Genomic DNA, 17,382 nt, shown 5'->3' with positions numbered 1-17,382 from the left:
CACATGAAATACCTCATTCTGTTTATCACGCTTTGTTCCGCTGCGACAACATTTGCACAGGAAGCTGGTTACCCTAAATCGAATTATATAAAAAAAGAAGTGTATATCCCGATGCGCGATGGCACTAAGCTCTTTACCGCAATTTATAGCCCTAAAGACGCCGCAAAGGACAAAAAATACCCGGTGATCATGCAGCGCACCTGTTACAGTGTTGCACCTTATGGAGAAGACAAATTTCCGGTGCGTTTGGGCCCATCGGAATTAATGATGAAGGAGGGATACATTTTTGTTTATCAGGATGTACGCGGACGCTGGAAAAGTGAAGGCACCTGGACCAATATGACCCCGGTAATCGATAACAAAAAAACTAAAAAAGATGTAGACGAAGGTTCAGATACCTACGACACCGTTGATTGGCTGGTGAAGAATGTAGCCTATAATAACGGTAAGGTGGGGCAGTGGGGTATTTCCTATCCGGGCTTTTACACCGCAGCAGGTATTTTAAGTAACCACCCTGCGTTGAAGGCTTCTTCCCCACAGGCACCGATCTCAGATTTCTTCTTCGATGATTTTCACCATAACGGATCTTTCCTGCAAAGTTATTTTTCTACTTTCCCGGTTTTTGGCGTTCAAAAAACAGATACTACATCAAAGCCATGGTACAATATGCAAATGATCAATCCAAAAACAAAAGATGGGTATCAGTTTGCTTTAGATTTAGGACCTTTAACCAATGCCGACAAATACTATAAAGATAATTTCTTCTGGCAGGAAACAGTGAACCACCCTAATTACGATGAATTTTGGCAAAAACGGGGTTTATTAAAGCATTATAATACTGTAAAACCGGCCGTAATGGTTGTCGGTGGATGGTATGATGCAGAAGATCTGTCTGGCCCCTTAAATATTTACAAAACTATTGAGAAGAAAAACCCGAATGCTTATAACACGATTGTGATGGGTCCATTCGGACATGGCAGGTGGAGCCGTGAAACCGGGCATACCATGCATAGTAACGTATATTTCGGTGATAGCATCGCTACCTTTTATCAAAAAGAAATTGAGTCTAAATTCTTCAATCACTTCCTGAAAGGTAATGGCGATAAAAACACAGGTTTACCGGAGGCCTATATGTTTGATACCGGTAAAAAGCAATGGGAAACCTTTTCCAAATGGCCAACAGAAAAAGCAATAAAACAAAAACTTTATTTAGGCGCTGATGGTAAACTGACATTCAGTTCTCCAGCTTCGGCAGCCTCGGTAACTTACATCAGCGATCCTGCTAAACCTGTGCCCTACACCGAAGATATTACTACAACGCTCGGCTTCACGCCACACAATTACATGAGCGAAGATCAGCGCTTCGCAGGAAGGAGACCAGACGTCCTCGTTTTTCAGACTGAGATTTTGGAAGATGATATCACCCTGGGCGGAGAAATCATGTCGCATCTTAAAATTGCCACAACCGGTACCGATGCTGATTTTATCGTTAAGCTAATTGATGTTTATCCGGCAGATGAGCCAAATAACCCATACATGCCAAATAAAAGCATCACCTTGAGTAACTACTGGCAAATGGTGCGTTCGGAAATCATGCCCGCGCGTTTTCGCAATAGCTTTGAAAAGCCTGAGGCCCTGGTAGCAAACCAGAAAACTGATGTGAATTTCAAATTACAGGATGTACTGCACACATTTAAAAAAGGGCATAGGTTAATGATCCAGGTGCAAAGTACGGCTTTTCCTTTATTTGCCCGTAATCCTCAAAAATTTGTAGATAACCCTTATAAGGCTACTGAGGCTGACTATATAAAGGCAACGCAATCTGTTTTTAATGATAGCTTTGTGGAGGTTGATGTAATTAAATAATGAACGTTGCGTCATTGCCTGTAAACATATTAGAAAGCAATGATGAAAATGATAAATAAATGAAAAAAACCTTAATTCTTTTTATTGCGGCATTATGTATAACCACCGCAAAAGCGCAGATGCTGGGTAAAGAGCAGGTTAACTCCATAGCAGACACTCTGCGTGGAACACTTACCCCTCTCAGAACCTGTTACGATATCAATTATTACCATTTAGATGTTAAAATTGATATTGACCAGAAATCGGTTTCAGGAAGCAATCAATTTGCTTTCACAGCGACTCAGGATTTCACCAGACTGCAGTTTGATTTATTTGATAACCTTAAGGTAGAAAAGGTTGTTTACAGTGGTAAAGTCATCCCGTTCACACGTGCATATCATGCGGTATTTGTAACTTTTCCTAAAACGATAAAAAAAGGAAGTAAAGATCAATTTACAGTATTCTATAGTGGAAATCCCCGCGTTGCCAAAAATGCTCCCTGGGATGGAGGCTTTATCTTTAAAAAAGATACGGCAGGAAATCCGTTTGTTTCTGTAGCCTGCCAGGGATTAGGCGCAAGCGTATGGTGGCCAAATAAAGACCATCAAAGTGATGAAGTAGACAGCATGCTGATCAGCATTAGCGTTCCTAAAGATTTGCAGGAAATTTCCAATGGAAGATTGAGGAATACTGTTGACCAGCCAGATGGATACAAGCAATACAACTGGTTCGTGAAGAACCCGATTAACAATTACGATGTAACCTTCTATATTGGCAAATATGCCCATTGGATGGATACCTATGATGGCGAAAAGGGAAAACTTAGTATAGATTTCTGGGCACTACAAACTGATAGTGCCAGGGCCCGCCCACATTGGGATGCTGATGTTAAACCCATGCTAAAATGTTTCGAATATTGGTTTGGGCCATATCCATGGTACGAAGACGGGTACAAGCTGGTAGAGGCGCCACATCTGGGCATGGAGCACCAGAGTGCAGTGGCATACGGCAACAAATTTATGAAAGGATACCTTGGAAGAGATTTAAGTGGAACCGGACTGGGTTTAAAATTTGATTTTATCACCGTACATGAGAGTGGCCATGAATGGTTCGGAAACAATATCACAGCGAAAGATATTGCTGATATGTGGATACATGAAGGTTTTACAAATTATTCTGAAGTGCTGTTTTCAGAGTGTATAGGATCAAAAACCACGGGTGATGAGTATGCAATCGGCTTGAGAAAGGGAATAAATAACGATGTACCGGTTATTGGCCCTTACGGTGTAAACAAGGAAGGCTCAGGAGACATGTACCCGAAGGGTGCGAACCTGATTCATACTATTCGTCAGTTGATTAGTAATGATGAAAAGTTCAGACAAATTCTTCGCGGACTGAACAAAACCTTTTATCATAAAACCGTTACCACTGCTGAAATCGAAAATTACATCTCTAAACAAAGTGGATTAAAACTGGATAAAGTTTTTGACCAATACCTTCGCTTTACAAAAATTCCGGTTTTCGAATATAAAATCAGCAACGGCATCCTTTCTTATAAATGGAACACCGATGTTAAAGGCTTTGATATGCCGGTAAAGGTAACTGTTAACTCTGGGGGGTATACGTTGATTAAACCTGGAAACGATTGGAAAACAATCAATCTTAGTGGCATTACCTCCGAGAATTTCAAGGTCGATCCTTCATTTTATGTTGAGGTAAAGAAAGATTAATAAAAGATACAAATTTTCTTTCCTGTGCAACTTTTTAATCATCTATCCGTCTTATAGAAAAGAATACATTATCATCTATTAAACTAACATTTATTCTTCTTAAATTATGAAAAAGATATTTTCCACACTATTAGTTGCTTTAACACTTACTGCAAGTATTGACGCAATCGCGAAAGACCAGATTAACATTTCCTCATCAAAACGTTTTGAAGACGAACGCGCTGTAAAAAACTTTAATGGTGTTGCTGCAGCTGGTCCAATTAATGTGGTGCTTACCATTGGTAATACTGAAAGCTGCAGATTAGAAGGTGATGACGAAGCTTTGGAAACAATTGTAACTGAAGTTAAGGGAAACATACTGATTATTCGTCCTCAAACCAGTATTACCAGCTGGTCGAGAAAGTATGACGGCAAGAAAATTACCGCTTATGTTACGGCAAAAAGCATTAGCAGTTTAGCAGTAAGTGGTTCGGGGAGCATGGTAGTAAACGGTAAAGTGGATGCACAATCTCTGGCTACAACGGTAAGCGGTTCCGGAAGTATTAAAGCTACAGCAGATGTTGATAACCTGAATGCAGTGATCAGTGGATCAGGATCGATCAACCTCAGCGGCAATGCAGAGCATGCTAAAATCGTAATGAGCAGTTCTGGCGCTTTTGCCGGCAAATCATTTTCAGTAAGCACGCTATCTGCAACCATCAGCGGTTCAGGCCAGGTTAATATTAAAGCAGATCAAAGCATCAAAGCAGTCATCAGCGGATCTGGTAGCATCAACTACTCGGGAAATGCATCTGTAGAGAAAACAGTATTTGGATCAGGAGGCGTTAGAAAGGTCTAACTGAGCATTAATCATGTAAAAGCCCCAAAATAGATTGGGGCTTTTTGTTTTTAGTAACTTTCGGGTTATTTGGTAATTAACGCTCTTATAGTCGGACTGTTTTTAATAGTAATCAATGCCTCCTCATGCGCCAGCCAGTAAATGTCTTCTGCCCGTTTCATATCGAAAGTACTTATTGCGCCAAGACCTTTAGGCTCGATCATTACATTACAAAATTTCGCTTTTCTTTCCATATCATGATTGATCGACATCACGCCTGCTCTACCCATTAAATTGGTAATGCCGGTAATTTTATCAACCGGTTTAAGGTGATTGCAGGAAGAACCAATAATAAAATCGCAATCCTGCATCAGCGGTTCTACCGGAAAATTATTTAGAATGCCTCCATCTACATACATCTGTCCATCAATCATGATGGGCTTAAAAATTCCGGGTATACAGCTTGAAGCATGTATAGACCTGATTAATGGTCCTTTTGTAAAATAGACTAATCTGCCCTCACTAAAGTTTACAGCTGCGATTGTTAATGGGATTTTAAGTTTCTCTATTGAATCTTCCGGGAAATACTCCTTCAGAATTAAAGCCGTATTTTCAATGTTGATCAAACCAAGGGAACCTACAGCTGGACGAATAAAGCGCCACAACTTTGTCTTGAGGAAAATACTTAAACCCTCTTCGGGATCTATACCAGCTGCAAAAAAAGCACCCGCTATGGCACCTGCACTTGTTCCACTGATGTGACTAAAAGTTATTCCCAGATTACTGAAAGCTTTTAAAACACCTAAGTGTGCAATTCCCCTGATTCCACCTCCAGACAATACGATTCCTACTTTCATTAGCGAGATTTGTTGTGTTTATTTCTGTTTAGGTTTATACTTTGACTGATTTAGAATTTTCTGCGCGTCATTATCAGCCATGAGTTGTTGCAAGGTAGTCTTCGGATTTTCCTGCATGTACTTCTTAACGATTTGCCAACCAGTGTAAACACCTAACTTGGGAGCAGAATCTCTGTTTTCCCCAAGGCCCGGGGTAAACGGGCCTTCCGATAAAAAAACCTGAATCTTCTGGTAATCCGTTTCATACAGAAAGTTGTTCTCCAAAAAGTATGCCCATATATCGCCTTCAAAATTCTGTGCCCACTTCAGCTGTTCTGCACTATAGCCTATCTTTACAGAGTCCGCCATATTTTCTGGTAAAACCTGATCAAGAAAATAAAGAATCTTACCCTGAAAGATCATTTTAGCAAGCAAAGATCTGTCTTCATCAGGCTCCTGAAAAAGCTCCTCGTGCGCATAGGTTTCAGCTACCCTTGGAACAATGTATTCAGGACTAAACCGCCTCGAAAGATACAAGGGCACGCTCTGTACAATGGCCTTGTAAAACTTGCTGTCCTTTCCCAGAAACATATCAAGGCCAATACCCAGGTATTGATCGCCAACGGGCATCTGGTAAGCGAACCCCGAAACAAAAGACACAAATCTGGGAAGCCTTGCTTTAGGATAATAATATTTAATGTACTTAAATGTTTTGGTAAGGCCTGCTTCCTGGATTTTCAGGTTAGGGTAAACGCTGTCTACCTCTTTGGTCAGATCGGTATAAGCCTGATCTTTGAACAGGGTACTTAGTACTTCCCCATTGCTATAGTCTGGCGAACCAACCATTTTTTTTATATAATCATCATAAAACAAACCATATTTAGCCGACAACAGGCTGTTTGTTTGCACAACATCTTTTCCTTTCATGGCAAACAGTTCTTTATCAAATCTTTGGATCTTTATTTCGACATTTATCTGACTAACATCTGGCCGCTTACTGTCTTTGCAGGAAATAAATGCAAGGGCAAAAAGAAAAATTAGATAAATTTGCTTAGCTTTTACGTTGTACATCATGTAAAGCAAATATAATCACATAAAGCATGAAAAAACTAGCGACGATTTTAATTTTATCTTTTATAACAATTGGTACTTGGGCACAAAACTCACCCCTCACCAGTTATGGTTTTAGACTGGGCCTTACTGCAACACCAACCGTTGGCTGGATTAAACCTGAGCAGGGCAAAACAAATGGCCTGAGTTTAGGCTTTTCTTACGGCTTGATGGGCGATTTTAATTTCGCACCAAATTACAGCTTTTCTACTGCGCTAACCATTACCACTATTAACGGAAAAAGTACAGAAGCCAATGTATCACCCTATCAGGGTTTGAGTAGCAGTTCCAATCCAAAAGCATACGATTTGAAATATAAGCTTCAGTATGTGGATTTGCCTTTAACAATTAAGCTGAAGACAGTAAAGGCTAACGACACAAGGTGGTATGGTCAGTTTGGATTATCAAACTCGATTAACATCGGTGCCAAACAGGATGCAGTTTCAAATGGAGTCAAAGTTGCGGATGACACTAAAATATCAGATCAAACCAGTTTTTACCGCGCTGGCTTGATTATTGGTGGAGGCGGCGAATTCGACATCAGCGGAAATGCAAGCATTATGGCTGGCTTAACATTTAACAATGGTTTTACAAATATCGTATCTGACGGAAGCAGAACGGTGAAGAATCATTATATAGCCCTGAATTTCGGAGTATTTTTTTAATAAACCATTGAGTTAAATTGACCTCTGGCTTGACAGGCCCAATACTTGATATGCAGGCCTGATACCCAGCTTGATACGACTAACATGAAAATAGCCTTAGCGCAACTGAATTACCATATTGGAAATTTTGAGTCCAATACACAGAAGATTATCGACAATATTCGTGCTGCAAAAGAAAAAAGTGCAGACCTTGTTGTTTTTGCTGAGCTGGCCATTTGCGGCTACCCTCCCCGTGATTTTTTAGAGTTCGATGAGTTCGTTGTGCTCTGTGATCAGGCCGCGCAGGAAATTGCCCAACATTGTAGCGATATTGCCTGTATCGTTGGGTTACCTGTTAAAAACGACGTACTTCAGGGTAAAGATTTGTTCAATGCTGCCTATTTCATAGCAGATGGAAAAGTGCAATCAGTGACTAAAAAAGCACTGCTGCCTACCTACGATGTTTTTGATGAGTACCGCTACTTTGAGCCTGCTACCTCTTTTAATTGTATTGATTTTAAAGGAAAAAGAATTGCCTTAACCATCTGTGAAGATTTATGGAATATTAATGATAACCCGTTATATGTTTCGAATCCGATGGATGAGCTCATCAAAGAGCAACCTGATGTAATGATAAACATTGCAGCTTCGCCATTCTCTTATACGCACGATGATGAACGGATCAAAGTACTTTCAGATAATGCCAGAAAATATCAGTTACCTGTTTTCTACGTTAATCAGATAGGCGCACAAACCGAAATTATCTTCGACGGCGGCTCATTGGTTTTTGATGCTGAAGGAACGATAAAAGCGGAAATGAAGTATTTCGAGGAAGATCTGCAGGTATTTGATCTGGAAGAAATCGAAAACGTCCGGAATAAATATCCGCAACCAGAAAGACTAACAGATATCGAACAAATTCACGACGCGCTTATCTTAGGCATTCAGGATTATTTTCGCAAATCAGGCTTTAAAAAAGCGGTTTTGGGTCTTTCCGGCGGAATCGATTCGGCGGTGGTTTGTGCGCTGGCCTGCTGTGCCCTGGGTCCAGAAAATGTCATGTCAGTATTAATGCCATCGAAGTTCTCATCAGACCACTCCGTTCAGGATGCTTTAGACCTCGTGAATAATATCGGCTGTATGCATGAGATTATCCCGATTAAAGAAGTTGCAGAATCATTTGATCACATACTGGCACCGGCATTTAATGGTTTACAGTTCAATCTTGCTGAAGAAAACATACAGGCCCGTATCCGTGGGATCATCAATATGGCTATGAGCAATAAATTCGGTTATATCTTACTCAATACTTCAAACAAAAGTGAATGCGCGGTTGGATATGGAACCCTTTACGGTGATATGTGTGGTGCCATCGGTGTAATTGGAGATGTGTATAAAACGCAGGTTTTTGAACTGGCTAAATACATCAATAAGGAAAGAGAAATTATCCCCATCAACACGATCGTTAAACCACCTTCAGCCGAATTAAGGCCTGATCAGAAAGACTCCGACTCCCTACCCGAGTATGATATCCTGGATCAGATCTTGTACCAGCATATCGAGAAAAAACAAGGCTCTAAAGCAATTATTGCACAGGGTTTCGATGCGGCTCTTGTACAAAGAATTTTGAAAATGGTTAATGTAGCAGAATTTAAACGCTATCAGACACCACCAATTTTAAGGGTATCGCCTAAGGCTTTCGGCATGGGAAGAAGGATGCCAATTGTAGGAAAGTATATGGCATAGAAAAAGCTAAGACAACTTGAAGTTGTCTTAGCTTTTTTGTTTATGCTAAAGTTGCGTCAACAGTAATTGTAGTATTTAATAATTTCGAAATCGGGCAGTTTTTTTCAGCATCTGCAACCAGTTCATCGAACTTCTCTTGTGTTAGGTCCGGAACACTTGCAGTTAAAGTTAAATGCGATTCTACAATTTCACCTTTAGAAGGATCAAGATTGATTTCACATTTGGTTTCCAGTTTATCAGCAGTAAAACCAGCTTCTGCCAGGTTAGCTGAAAGTTTCATAGTGAAACAGCCTGCATGTGCTGCAGCAATTAATTCTTCCGGGTTGGTACCTACACCTTCAGCAAACCGTGAATTGAAAGAGTATTGTGTATCATTCAAAGTGGTACTTTGGGTGGTTAATTTGCCATTACCCTCTTTGATGGAACCTTGCCATACGGCTGATGCGTGTCTTTTCATAATATGATCTTATTGTTGAATGTTTTTAGATGGTTAAACACCTAAAGATAATGATATGTTTGATCAAAATATGAGGGTGCCGTTAAGAAAAAAACAATTTTATATTATGGTTCGTCCGAATGATGCCCGACCTGTTTGTCCACCTTCCCTTTAATTGAAAGGACAAACAAAATCCCAATTCCGATCATAATGGAAATGTCGGCAAAATTGAACACGCCGGTCTGAAAAATGTAAAAGTCCATATGCATGAAATCAGTTACTGAACCATACATCACTCTGTCGTAAAGGTTACCGAAGCCTCCTCCAATCAAAAAGCAAAGGGCAATCTGCATTCCCAGGGCTAAGTTTCCTTTAGCAAACAAATAATATACGCCATAACCCAGCAATAAAAGCGGAAAGCCCGTAAGAATAATCAGCCGAACAAGATAGGGCATCTCATCCCCCAGACTTAAAAAAGCACCTGAATTTTCTACCTTTAACAGGGTAAAATGATCTTTTATAATACTGATATGCTCAAACTCACCAATCTCAGTTCTCGCAATCTTTTTTGTAATCTGATCGCAACCAAAATTTAGTGTCAATAGTAACAGTATGATAGACCAGCGTAAGTTCTTTAATTTATCCATGAATTGATTTCGATCGCCCGATCCATTTTTTGTAAGGGATAATCAGGGCCAGTACAACCGCCAGAATAACTAATAACTTTGCAATTACATCGCCGCTTTTCACATAAAAAGTAATTTCATCATTCAGATTGACATCCCCTTTTAATGCTGTTCTGGTCCACCATTCGGTATGCTGTGTAATATCTCCGCGCTGATTAATGAAACAGGAAATCCCGGTATTTGCAGATCTTGCCACATCCCGACGACTTTCAATAGCCCTAAGCCGTGCGTACATTTCATGCTGATCTTTGCCAGAGGTATTGCCCCACCAGCCATCATTGGTAATGATGGCAATAAATTGTGCACCATCCTTCACCTGCTCACCAATCCAGTCGCCCCATAAGCTTTCATAGCAAACTACCGGAGCTGCACCTATCCCACTTCTGGAATACAAAACACTCGGTTTTTCCTGCCATCCCCAACCACTCACACTTCCTCCTAACTGAGAGAAAACGGCATCCATAAACGAAAATACCTCAGGAAAGGGCATTTTTTCAGCACCAGGCACGAGTTTAGATTTATGATAAAACTGAACATTAGCAGAGTTTTCGAGTTGCATAGCCGAATTGAAGTTGTCCCAATATTGGCCGCTCTGCTGATCGTATTTTGCAGATATGGTCCGTTTATCCGGATAAACTTTAATGGTTTCTATTCCTGTTATCAAAGTTCCGTTTTTATACTTATTCATATAATTCTGCAAACCCTCAATTTCAGGATAGGTCCTGATCTTATCTTCATCAGCATAAATAGGGAGCGCTGTTTCAGGCCATAGGATATACTCTGTATCGGGTTGCGCTAAAGAATCAGTTAAATGAGTGAGTATACTAATCTGCTCAGCAGGTGGAATATCGCTTAGTTTCAGGTAAGGATCTATATTAGGCTGTACAACTACCACATTACTGGGAGTGCCCTTTTGTTCAGCTGTAAAATATTTTGTTAAGGAAATCAAAACCGGAACTAATACAACCAAAGCCCAGGTACCAGCACTTCTGAACTTCAAATAGCCGGTTTGACTTCTATAGTTACGATAAGCTTCAAAAGCCAGAATGTTACTTAACAATATCCACAGAGAGCCTCCATAAACGCCTGTACAGTCATACCATTGTGCCAGCTGATGCATACCCGCCAAACCATTCCCTAAGGTCATCCATGGAAATGCAAGATCCCAGGTTTGCTGCAGATATTCTAAAGCAATATAAAAGGCAATCAGACCCAGATAAGCTAGCTTTCTTCCTGTGTATTTACCCAGGCGATAAAACAACCAGAAAGCAAATGTCATCAGTAAGGCACCGAGTCCGTATGGAATTAATGAAACCGGAATTGCTACAAACGTACCATTATAAGCACTAATGGCATTATATACCCAATAAATTGAAGCGGTATTCCACAGCAGAAATGTTAGTCCAGCTGTAAAAAAAACGCGTCTTCCACCTTTTGCAGTCTCATTCCTCAAGATATCATTAACCGCGATGAGCAATGGAACGAGCGCAATCAAAAGCAAAGGCGTGGTAAAAGGCATAGGCGGCCAGGCCAGCCAAAGCAAAAATGAACTCAGTAATCCGAGCAGGTAGGTGTGTCTGGATTTCATTTTACAAGCTATCTAAAATAGCAGCCTTTTTAGCTTCGTACTCTTCCTGTGTAATCAGGTGTTTATCATAAAGTGTTTTTAGCTTACGCAACTTTAATGTCGTTTCATCTTCCGGCTCCTCAACAACCTCCGCAATTTGAATCGGCTCGGGAGCAGATTGTTCAACAAGTGGAACATCTGCAAATGGTTGTGCAGAAAGATTAATAGGTGAAGCAGTCGCTCTGTTTTCTTCCAGTTTTTGCTGACGCAATAACTCCTTATATTCTTCCAGCTGCTGATTTGCAGATTGATGTAACTTACGCGCCTGCACTTTAGGAATAAATTCGGTAACAATATTTTCACCCTGTTGTGGCACGCAGATAAATTTTGAGCCAAAAAACTCTTCTTTGAAAGAAACTTCCTTGATATTTTTCCAGGAGATATCTTTAAAATTCATGGTTAGTCCGAGGTTACCCGGCTCACAATAAAAAATTCTTTTGTTGGAAATGGCAATACTATCCGGCAACAAGTTTACAGCAGGCTTTTTTTGTACTGCCAGGTATAAAAGCTCTTCTCCGGTAGTTAAAAGATCGTTCAATTTGCCAATAACTTTTTCTACCGCTTTTGGGTCTTGCTCGTCACTAAGAAATCTATCTATGCTAATCATAATATTTTTAATTAATTGGAATTAAGCTGATGCTATTCTTCAGCATCGCTATACTTATTTTTGTTTTTCACTGTTGCAGGTTTCCCGGCAATGCAAATTACAAATTCTCCTTTTAAAGTATTGTTCTCGAAATGTGTTTTTATTTCTGTCAATGTTCCGCGGACAGTTTCTTCAAACATCTTGGTCAATTCCCGACTTACCGATGCCTGCCGGTCTTCACCAAGGTATTGCGCAAACTCTTCTAAAGTTTTTAATAAACGATGTGGACTTTCGTAAAGTATGATCGTACGATCTTCTTCTGCCAGTTTTTTGAATTTAGTTTGCCTGCCTTTTTTTACAGGCAGAAAGCCTTCAAAACAAAACGCATCTGCCGGTAATCCCGAATTCACCAACGCAGGTACAAAGGCTGTTGCGCCTGGCAAACATTCTACAGCAATATTATTTTTAATGGCCTCGCGTACCAGAAAAAAACCAGGGTCAGAAATCGCAGGGGTGCCCGCATCGGATATCAGCGCAATCTGCTGGCCTTCATTTAAAAATCTGATGATCTCTGCAGTTGCTTTGTGTTCATTATGCTGATGATGGGAAAACACGCGTTTGTCAATACCAAAATGCTTCAACATCGGCGCACTCGTACGGGTATCCTCTGCCAGGATTAAGTCGCATTCTTTTAAAATTCGGATTGCCCTGAAAGTCATGTCTTCCAAATTGCCAATCGGAGTAGGTACGAGATATAATTTGCCGTTCATAGTGCCTGTATAGCCGTCATTTCGGGTAGAACCAACTGAGCAATCTTTTAAAGAGAGATTGCGGCACTACGTTCGCAATGACGACTTAATTATTATCTTTGTAAAAAAATTAAATAATGCTGCAAGTTAATTATATCCGCGAAAATAGAGAGAAAGTTTTAGAACGTTTAAGTGTGCGTAACTTTAAACAACCTGAGTTGGTAGATGAAATCATTAAAATTGATGAAGAGCGTCGTTCCACGCAAACTTCGCTTGATCAGATTTCCGCAGAGGCCAATGCAGCAGCCAAACAAATTGGCGATTTAATGCGTACAGGTAAAAAAGATGAGGCAGAAGCGATTAAATTGAAAACCGCTACGCATAAGGAAAACATCAAGAACTTATCTGAAAAATTAACTGAACTGGAAACAGCTCAATTTAACTTAGTTGTTCAGTTGCCCAACTTGCCCAACCAATTAGTTCCTACAGGATCAACTGCTGAGGAAAATGAAGTGGTTTATGTGCATGGTGCACCCGCGGAACTGCCAACAAAAGCATTACCCCACTGGGAGCTCGCCGCAAAATACGACATTATCGATTTCGAACTGGGTGTGAAAATTACTGGTGCAGGCTTTCCGGTTTATAAAGGTAAGGGTGCCAGATTGCAACGTGCTTTGATTAATTTCTTCTTAGACCATGCAACAGCTGCAGGCTATAAAGAAATGCAGGTACCTCATCTGGTAAATGCCGCATCGGGATTTGGAACCGGCCAGTTGCCTGATAAAGAAGGTCAGATGTACCACTCAACTGTCGACGATCTATATTTAATTCCAACAGCAGAAGTTCCGGTAACCAATTTATACCGTGATGTGATTCTGAAAGAGGAGGATTTGCCGGTTAAGAATACCGCATATACGCCTTGTTTCCGCCGCGAAGCGGGTTCTTACGGCGCACACGTACGCGGATTGAATCGTTTACATCAGTTTGATAAGGTTGAAGTGGTGCAAATCACCCATCCTGATAAATCTTATGAAACTTTAGAAGACATGAGTCAGTATGTTCAGTCGCTGTTAAAAGAATTGGGGCTGCATTACCGCGTATTGCGATTATGTGGTGGCGATATGGGCTTTACATCTGCAATGACATACGACATGGAAGTGTGGAGTGCTGCACAGGAACGCTGGCTGGAGGTATCATCGGTTTCAAACTTCGAAACTTATCAGAGTAACCGGTTAAAACTTCGTTTTAAAGGAAAAGAAGGAAAAGCACAACTGGCACACTCACTAAATGGAAGTGCCCTCGCGCTACCGCGTATTGTGGCTTCAATATTGGAAAACTACCAAACTGAAAAAGGAATCAGAATTCCGGAAGCATTGGTCAAATATACGGGTTTTGATATGATCGATTAAAGCCTTAATCGATTCTCGTCATTGCGAGGTACGAAGCAATCCTAAAACATCACTCCATAAAAAAAGCTTTGCATCGCTGCAAAGCTTTTTTTTATTTATAGGTAGATGTAGTTTTTTGATTATAAAATCAAGATCAACAATAAAATGATGATAATAATTGCACCAACTGAAAGATAAACACCTCCAGACAATGCACGCGCCTGATTTTTCATCTCTTTCAATTCCTTACGTAAAGCTTTACGTTCTGCAGAAGTTAAATTTGATTTATCCATCGCTTTAATCTCTTCTACACGATCTTTAATCTTCTCTAATTGCACGGTTTGCTCAGCAGTTAATTCTGATGGATTTTTAGCGGGCTTATCAGCAGCTTGTACTGAATTAAAACTGATTCCTAAAGCGAAAATAAGGGCAAGGGTGTAAATGAATCTTTTCATAATATTTAATTTTTTAGTGTTTCGATGTGTACTTAACAAAAAACCTACCAATTTGTGTTGGTAGGTTTTAAAAAAATCGTTAAACTAAATGTTAAATATTTTATTTTATCTCAAAAACCACATTTACAGTGAAATTGAGTTTTATTTTTTTGAAATCTATTTCTGGTGCAGTGTCTGCTTCAGCCATTGATGATTTAAGCATGTAATTTCTATAAACAGGTTGTACAATATTGTCGCCACCATCCTGTATTTCGATTACACTACCCAGTTTATCTCCCAGTGCTTCCACCATGTACCCTGCTTTTTCTTTAGCCGCTAATAAAGCTTTTATTTTTAAGTCCTTTTTTAAGCCTTCAATTTTTGAATAATCATAGCTCTCAATATTTGTATTTGCAATGCCTTTCGCATCAATGGCATCGATGATTGCATTAAATTTATTCAGGTCGTTCACTTTTAGACGATATTGTTTGCTGGCCAGAAAATCAGGATTTTTCTTTTTTTCCGTTGCATAATTCCAGCTACTCAGGTTACTGATGGTGAGATTCTCTTTCGCAATACCAGCTTTTTGTACCGCAGCATAGAGTTGTTTTTCCAGGTCAGTAATCTCTACCTTCTTTTTCCCGTTCAAATATTCTTTAAGAGATATACCGATGTAAATGATATCCGGAGTAACCTCAGTTTCGGCTGAACCACTAACATTAATTTTCCTGCGTAAATCTGCTTGTTGTGCCATTGCCGATGAAAGGCCTAAAAATGCAACGAATGCAATTGCTAATAACTTTTTCATAATTATGTTTTTCTTTGTGTGTACTCTATAGATGTGAAAGCGGCACAAATTCCACACCGGTTTTGTTAAAATTTCGATTGTCCTACGGTATGATTTGCAGATAAACGCCTAATCAATTGATTTACAAAAGCTAAACAGCAAAATTTTTATTTCAACTGTTTCGCCAAACTTAACTTCAATTCTTTAATCCCTTTAGCGGCCAGGCCTGCAATTTCCTTAGCCCCATACGGACTTAAATGGGTATCGTCCTTTTTGCCTTTAGGGTAGTTGACATTTCCTGAATCTACATGATTAAATAATTTAATAGACTCCTGCTCTCCTAATCGGGTTAAAAGCGATTCGGTTTTCAACAGCATATCAATCAATGGTACTTTCAATGAATCGGCTACTTGTCGGGTGATGCGGGGATAGTCTCCGTGGGTATCGATCAGTACTCCATTTTTAAAACTTCTTCTCGCAATTGGCGTAAGCAGTACCGGAAGTGCTTTTTTACTTCTTGTCTCATTTACATAATTCACCAGATTAATTTTAAAATCATTTAATGAAACCCCAACAGTTGGCTTGTCTACCTTTTCATCATTGTGGCCAAACTCGATAAAAACGTAATCACCAGGTTTCAAATTTTCAAAAACAGGTTGCCACCTTTTCTCAGCCCGGAACGACTTTGTGCTTCTTCCATTCAACGCACGGTTATCAACTTTAATCTGTTCTTTAAAAAAAGATTGGAATTCCATCCCCCATCCGGTTTCCGGATAAGCATTAACACTTTTATTGGCAGCGGTTGAATCACCAATAATGTATACGGTGGTTTGTTTTTGCACTAATCTAAAGGCGCTTAATCCAAGGAGGATGGAAACCGCAAGCAAGGTATAAAGTTTTGTTCTCATCATTATTCAGAAATTAGTGGATTCCAGGAATCTGTTCCACTGAGTATATTTTTTATGGTATATTTTTTATTTTCTTTTTCGCTTAACTGCCTGGCCCACGGAACCCTGCTTTGAGTCGAGGCACCAGCACCGATATTATAGTACTCGGCATAAAATGTTGTTTTTTCCTTTTCAGGAAACATTAAATCCCCCTTCCATGGATTCCATCCCGCAGGCACAATATGTTTACCTAAATCGCATCTAACAAATACAGTCTTTGCGTATGGTCGCCACGGCCTGCCCAGATAGGTTTTGGTTACCAGTGAATCAGCAATCAGTTTACAATTCAAAAATACAAATCCGAAAGCTTGATTTTTGGAGGTAGATGCCGCAGTAATGTAAGAATCTGATAAACTTTTGATTGTGCAATCTTGAAATACAACCGTTGCGGTACCAAATATGAAATCTGTTGTTCCTTCAATAATACAGTTGCGATACAATTGCCTGCTTTTTTCTGTAGCTGTATATAGTGTATCCTGATTCCCTAATAAGCTGCAATTTACCGCGATAAAACGGTCACCTTCCACATGAAGCGCTACTGCTTGTCCTACCCGTCCGGATGAATTCACAACCGTTAAGTTCATTAGTTTAACGTCATTCGCCTGCACTAAAATGGTATACGAGTTATAGGTAGTAAATTTGTCTCTTCCAAATCCGTCTTTTCCGGAAGGAATAATCTTTCCTGAATAATCATTAAAAGTGATTATGGTATTTTCCCTGCTCTCACCAATTAAGGTGATCTTCGTTTTCCACGATGGTATGATCACTTTTTCATGATAAACTCCATTTTTGATATAAATCTTGACTTCTTTCTCACCAAGATCGCGCACAGCGTTTACAGCTCCCTGGATCGTATTGTAGAGAGCTGATCCATCTTTGGATACCGTGATTTCTGAGGGATATTTTAGGTCTTGTGCAAGGGCATTTTGCCAGTGACTTAAAGTGAATAATACGAAAACAAAATAGAGATTTAAGGCAGATTTCGTCATCTGATTAACATGTAAAAGTTACGAT

17 protein-coding genes are annotated in these 17,382 nt (G+C 39.9%); 6 read left to right on the top strand and 11 right to left on the bottom strand.

Annotation, left to right across the window (positions count from 1 at the left end; all coding sequences use genetic code 11):
- The first annotated feature begins 3 nt into the window (after window positions 1-3).
- From AB669_RS15600 to AB669_RS15590, 3 genes are all read left to right on the top strand, one after another.
- Window positions 4-1,866: a CocE/NonD family hydrolase gene (locus tag AB669_RS15600; protein WP_047800198.1), complete on the top strand. Its 1,863-nt coding sequence runs from the start codon at window positions 4-6 to the stop codon at window positions 1,864-1,866.
- Window positions 1,867-1,925: 59 nt separating this feature from the next.
- Window positions 1,926-3,575: a M1 family metallopeptidase gene (locus AB669_RS15595; RefSeq protein ID WP_047800197.1), complete on the top strand. Its 1,650-nt coding sequence runs from the start codon at window positions 1,926-1,928 to the stop codon at window positions 3,573-3,575.
- A gap of 106 nt (window positions 3,576-3,681) precedes the next feature.
- Window positions 3,682-4,413, top strand: coding sequence for a head GIN domain-containing protein (locus AB669_RS15590; RefSeq protein ID WP_047800196.1), 732 nt, complete (start codon window positions 3,682-3,684; stop codon window positions 4,411-4,413).
- A 65-nt stretch (window positions 4,414-4,478) separates the two neighbouring features.
- Here AB669_RS15590 and AB669_RS15585 read toward each other — a convergent pair whose 3' ends face one another.
- Together AB669_RS15585 and gldB are read right to left on the bottom strand one after the other, a co-directional pair.
- Window positions 4,479-5,249 (bottom strand): patatin-like phospholipase family protein, encoded by a 771-nt coding sequence (locus AB669_RS15585; RefSeq protein ID WP_047800195.1) that lies wholly within the window; start codon window positions 5,247-5,249, stop codon window positions 4,479-4,481.
- Window positions 5,250-5,267: 18 nt separating this feature from the next.
- On the bottom strand, window positions 5,268-6,302 hold the full coding sequence (gldB, locus tag AB669_RS15580) for a gliding motility lipoprotein GldB (RefSeq protein WP_047800194.1): 1,035 nt from the start codon (window positions 6,300-6,302) through the stop codon (window positions 5,268-5,270).
- Window positions 6,303-6,328: 26 nt separating this feature from the next.
- Between gldB and AB669_RS15575 the strand changes: the two genes are divergently transcribed.
- On the top strand, window positions 6,329-7,003 hold the full coding sequence (locus AB669_RS15575) for a porin family protein (protein WP_047800193.1): 675 nt from the start codon (window positions 6,329-6,331) through the stop codon (window positions 7,001-7,003).
- 84 nt (window positions 7,004-7,087) lie between these two features.
- A complete protein-coding gene (locus tag AB669_RS15570) occupies window positions 7,088-8,728 on the top strand; it encodes an NAD+ synthase (RefSeq protein WP_047800192.1) in 1,641 nt (546 codons plus the stop codon).
- A gap of 40 nt (window positions 8,729-8,768) precedes the next feature.
- On the opposite strand, the gene AB669_RS15565 is transcribed toward AB669_RS15570, so the two are convergent.
- The 5 genes from AB669_RS15565 to rsmI form a co-directional block, all read right to left on the bottom strand.
- Window positions 8,769-9,185, bottom strand: a complete 417-nt coding sequence (locus AB669_RS15565) for an OsmC family protein (protein WP_047800191.1) — start codon at window positions 9,183-9,185, stop codon at window positions 8,769-8,771.
- Between the two features lie 104 nt (window positions 9,186-9,289).
- On the bottom strand, window positions 9,290-9,811 hold the full coding sequence (locus AB669_RS15560; protein WP_047800190.1) for a signal peptidase II: 522 nt from the start codon (window positions 9,809-9,811) through the stop codon (window positions 9,290-9,292).
- A complete protein-coding gene (gene lnt, locus AB669_RS15555; RefSeq protein WP_047800189.1) occupies window positions 9,804-11,438 on the bottom strand; it encodes an apolipoprotein N-acyltransferase in 1,635 nt (544 codons plus the stop codon). The genes AB669_RS15560 and lnt overlap by 8 nt, the downstream gene beginning before the upstream one ends.
- A 1-nt stretch (window position 11,439) precedes the next feature.
- Window positions 11,440-12,084, bottom strand: coding sequence for a PH domain-containing protein (locus AB669_RS15550; RefSeq protein WP_047800188.1), 645 nt, complete (start codon window positions 12,082-12,084; stop codon window positions 11,440-11,442).
- 32 nt (window positions 12,085-12,116) lie between these two features.
- Window positions 12,117-12,833 (bottom strand): 16S rRNA (cytidine(1402)-2'-O)-methyltransferase, encoded by a 717-nt coding sequence (rsmI, locus tag AB669_RS15545; RefSeq protein ID WP_047800187.1) that lies wholly within the window; start codon window positions 12,831-12,833, stop codon window positions 12,117-12,119.
- A 116-nt stretch (window positions 12,834-12,949) separates the two neighbouring features.
- Between rsmI and serS the strand changes: the two genes are divergently transcribed.
- Entirely contained in the window at window positions 12,950-14,221 is a 1,272-nt protein-coding gene (gene serS / locus AB669_RS15540) for a serine--tRNA ligase (RefSeq protein WP_047800186.1), read from the top strand.
- Between the two features lie 119 nt (window positions 14,222-14,340).
- On the opposite strand, the gene AB669_RS15535 is transcribed toward serS, so the two are convergent.
- From AB669_RS15535 to AB669_RS15520, 4 genes are all read right to left on the bottom strand, one after another.
- Window positions 14,341-14,655, bottom strand: coding sequence for a hypothetical protein (locus AB669_RS15535; protein WP_047800185.1), 315 nt, complete (start codon window positions 14,653-14,655; stop codon window positions 14,341-14,343).
- Between the two features lie 100 nt (window positions 14,656-14,755).
- A complete protein-coding gene (locus AB669_RS15530) occupies window positions 14,756-15,442 on the bottom strand; it encodes an SIMPL domain-containing protein (protein WP_047800184.1) in 687 nt (228 codons plus the stop codon).
- Window positions 15,443-15,588: 146 nt separating this feature from the next.
- Entirely contained in the window at window positions 15,589-16,332 is a 744-nt protein-coding gene (locus AB669_RS15525; RefSeq protein ID WP_047800183.1) for a rhamnogalacturonan acetylesterase, read from the bottom strand.
- Window positions 16,332-17,357 carry a pectinesterase family protein gene (locus AB669_RS15520; RefSeq protein WP_047800182.1) on the bottom strand — a complete coding sequence of 342 codons (1,026 nt, stop codon included), beginning with the start codon at window positions 17,355-17,357 and terminating at the stop codon, window positions 16,332-16,334. Before AB669_RS15520 ends, AB669_RS15525 begins: the two co-directional genes overlap by 1 nt.
- Window positions 17,358-17,382: the final 25 nt, after the last annotated feature.

The organism is Pedobacter sp. BMA, from assembly GCF_001027745.1.
Lineage (GTDB): Bacteria > Bacteroidota > Bacteroidia > Sphingobacteriales > Sphingobacteriaceae > Pedobacter.
This window is presented reverse-complemented; position numbering and strand designations above follow the sequence as displayed.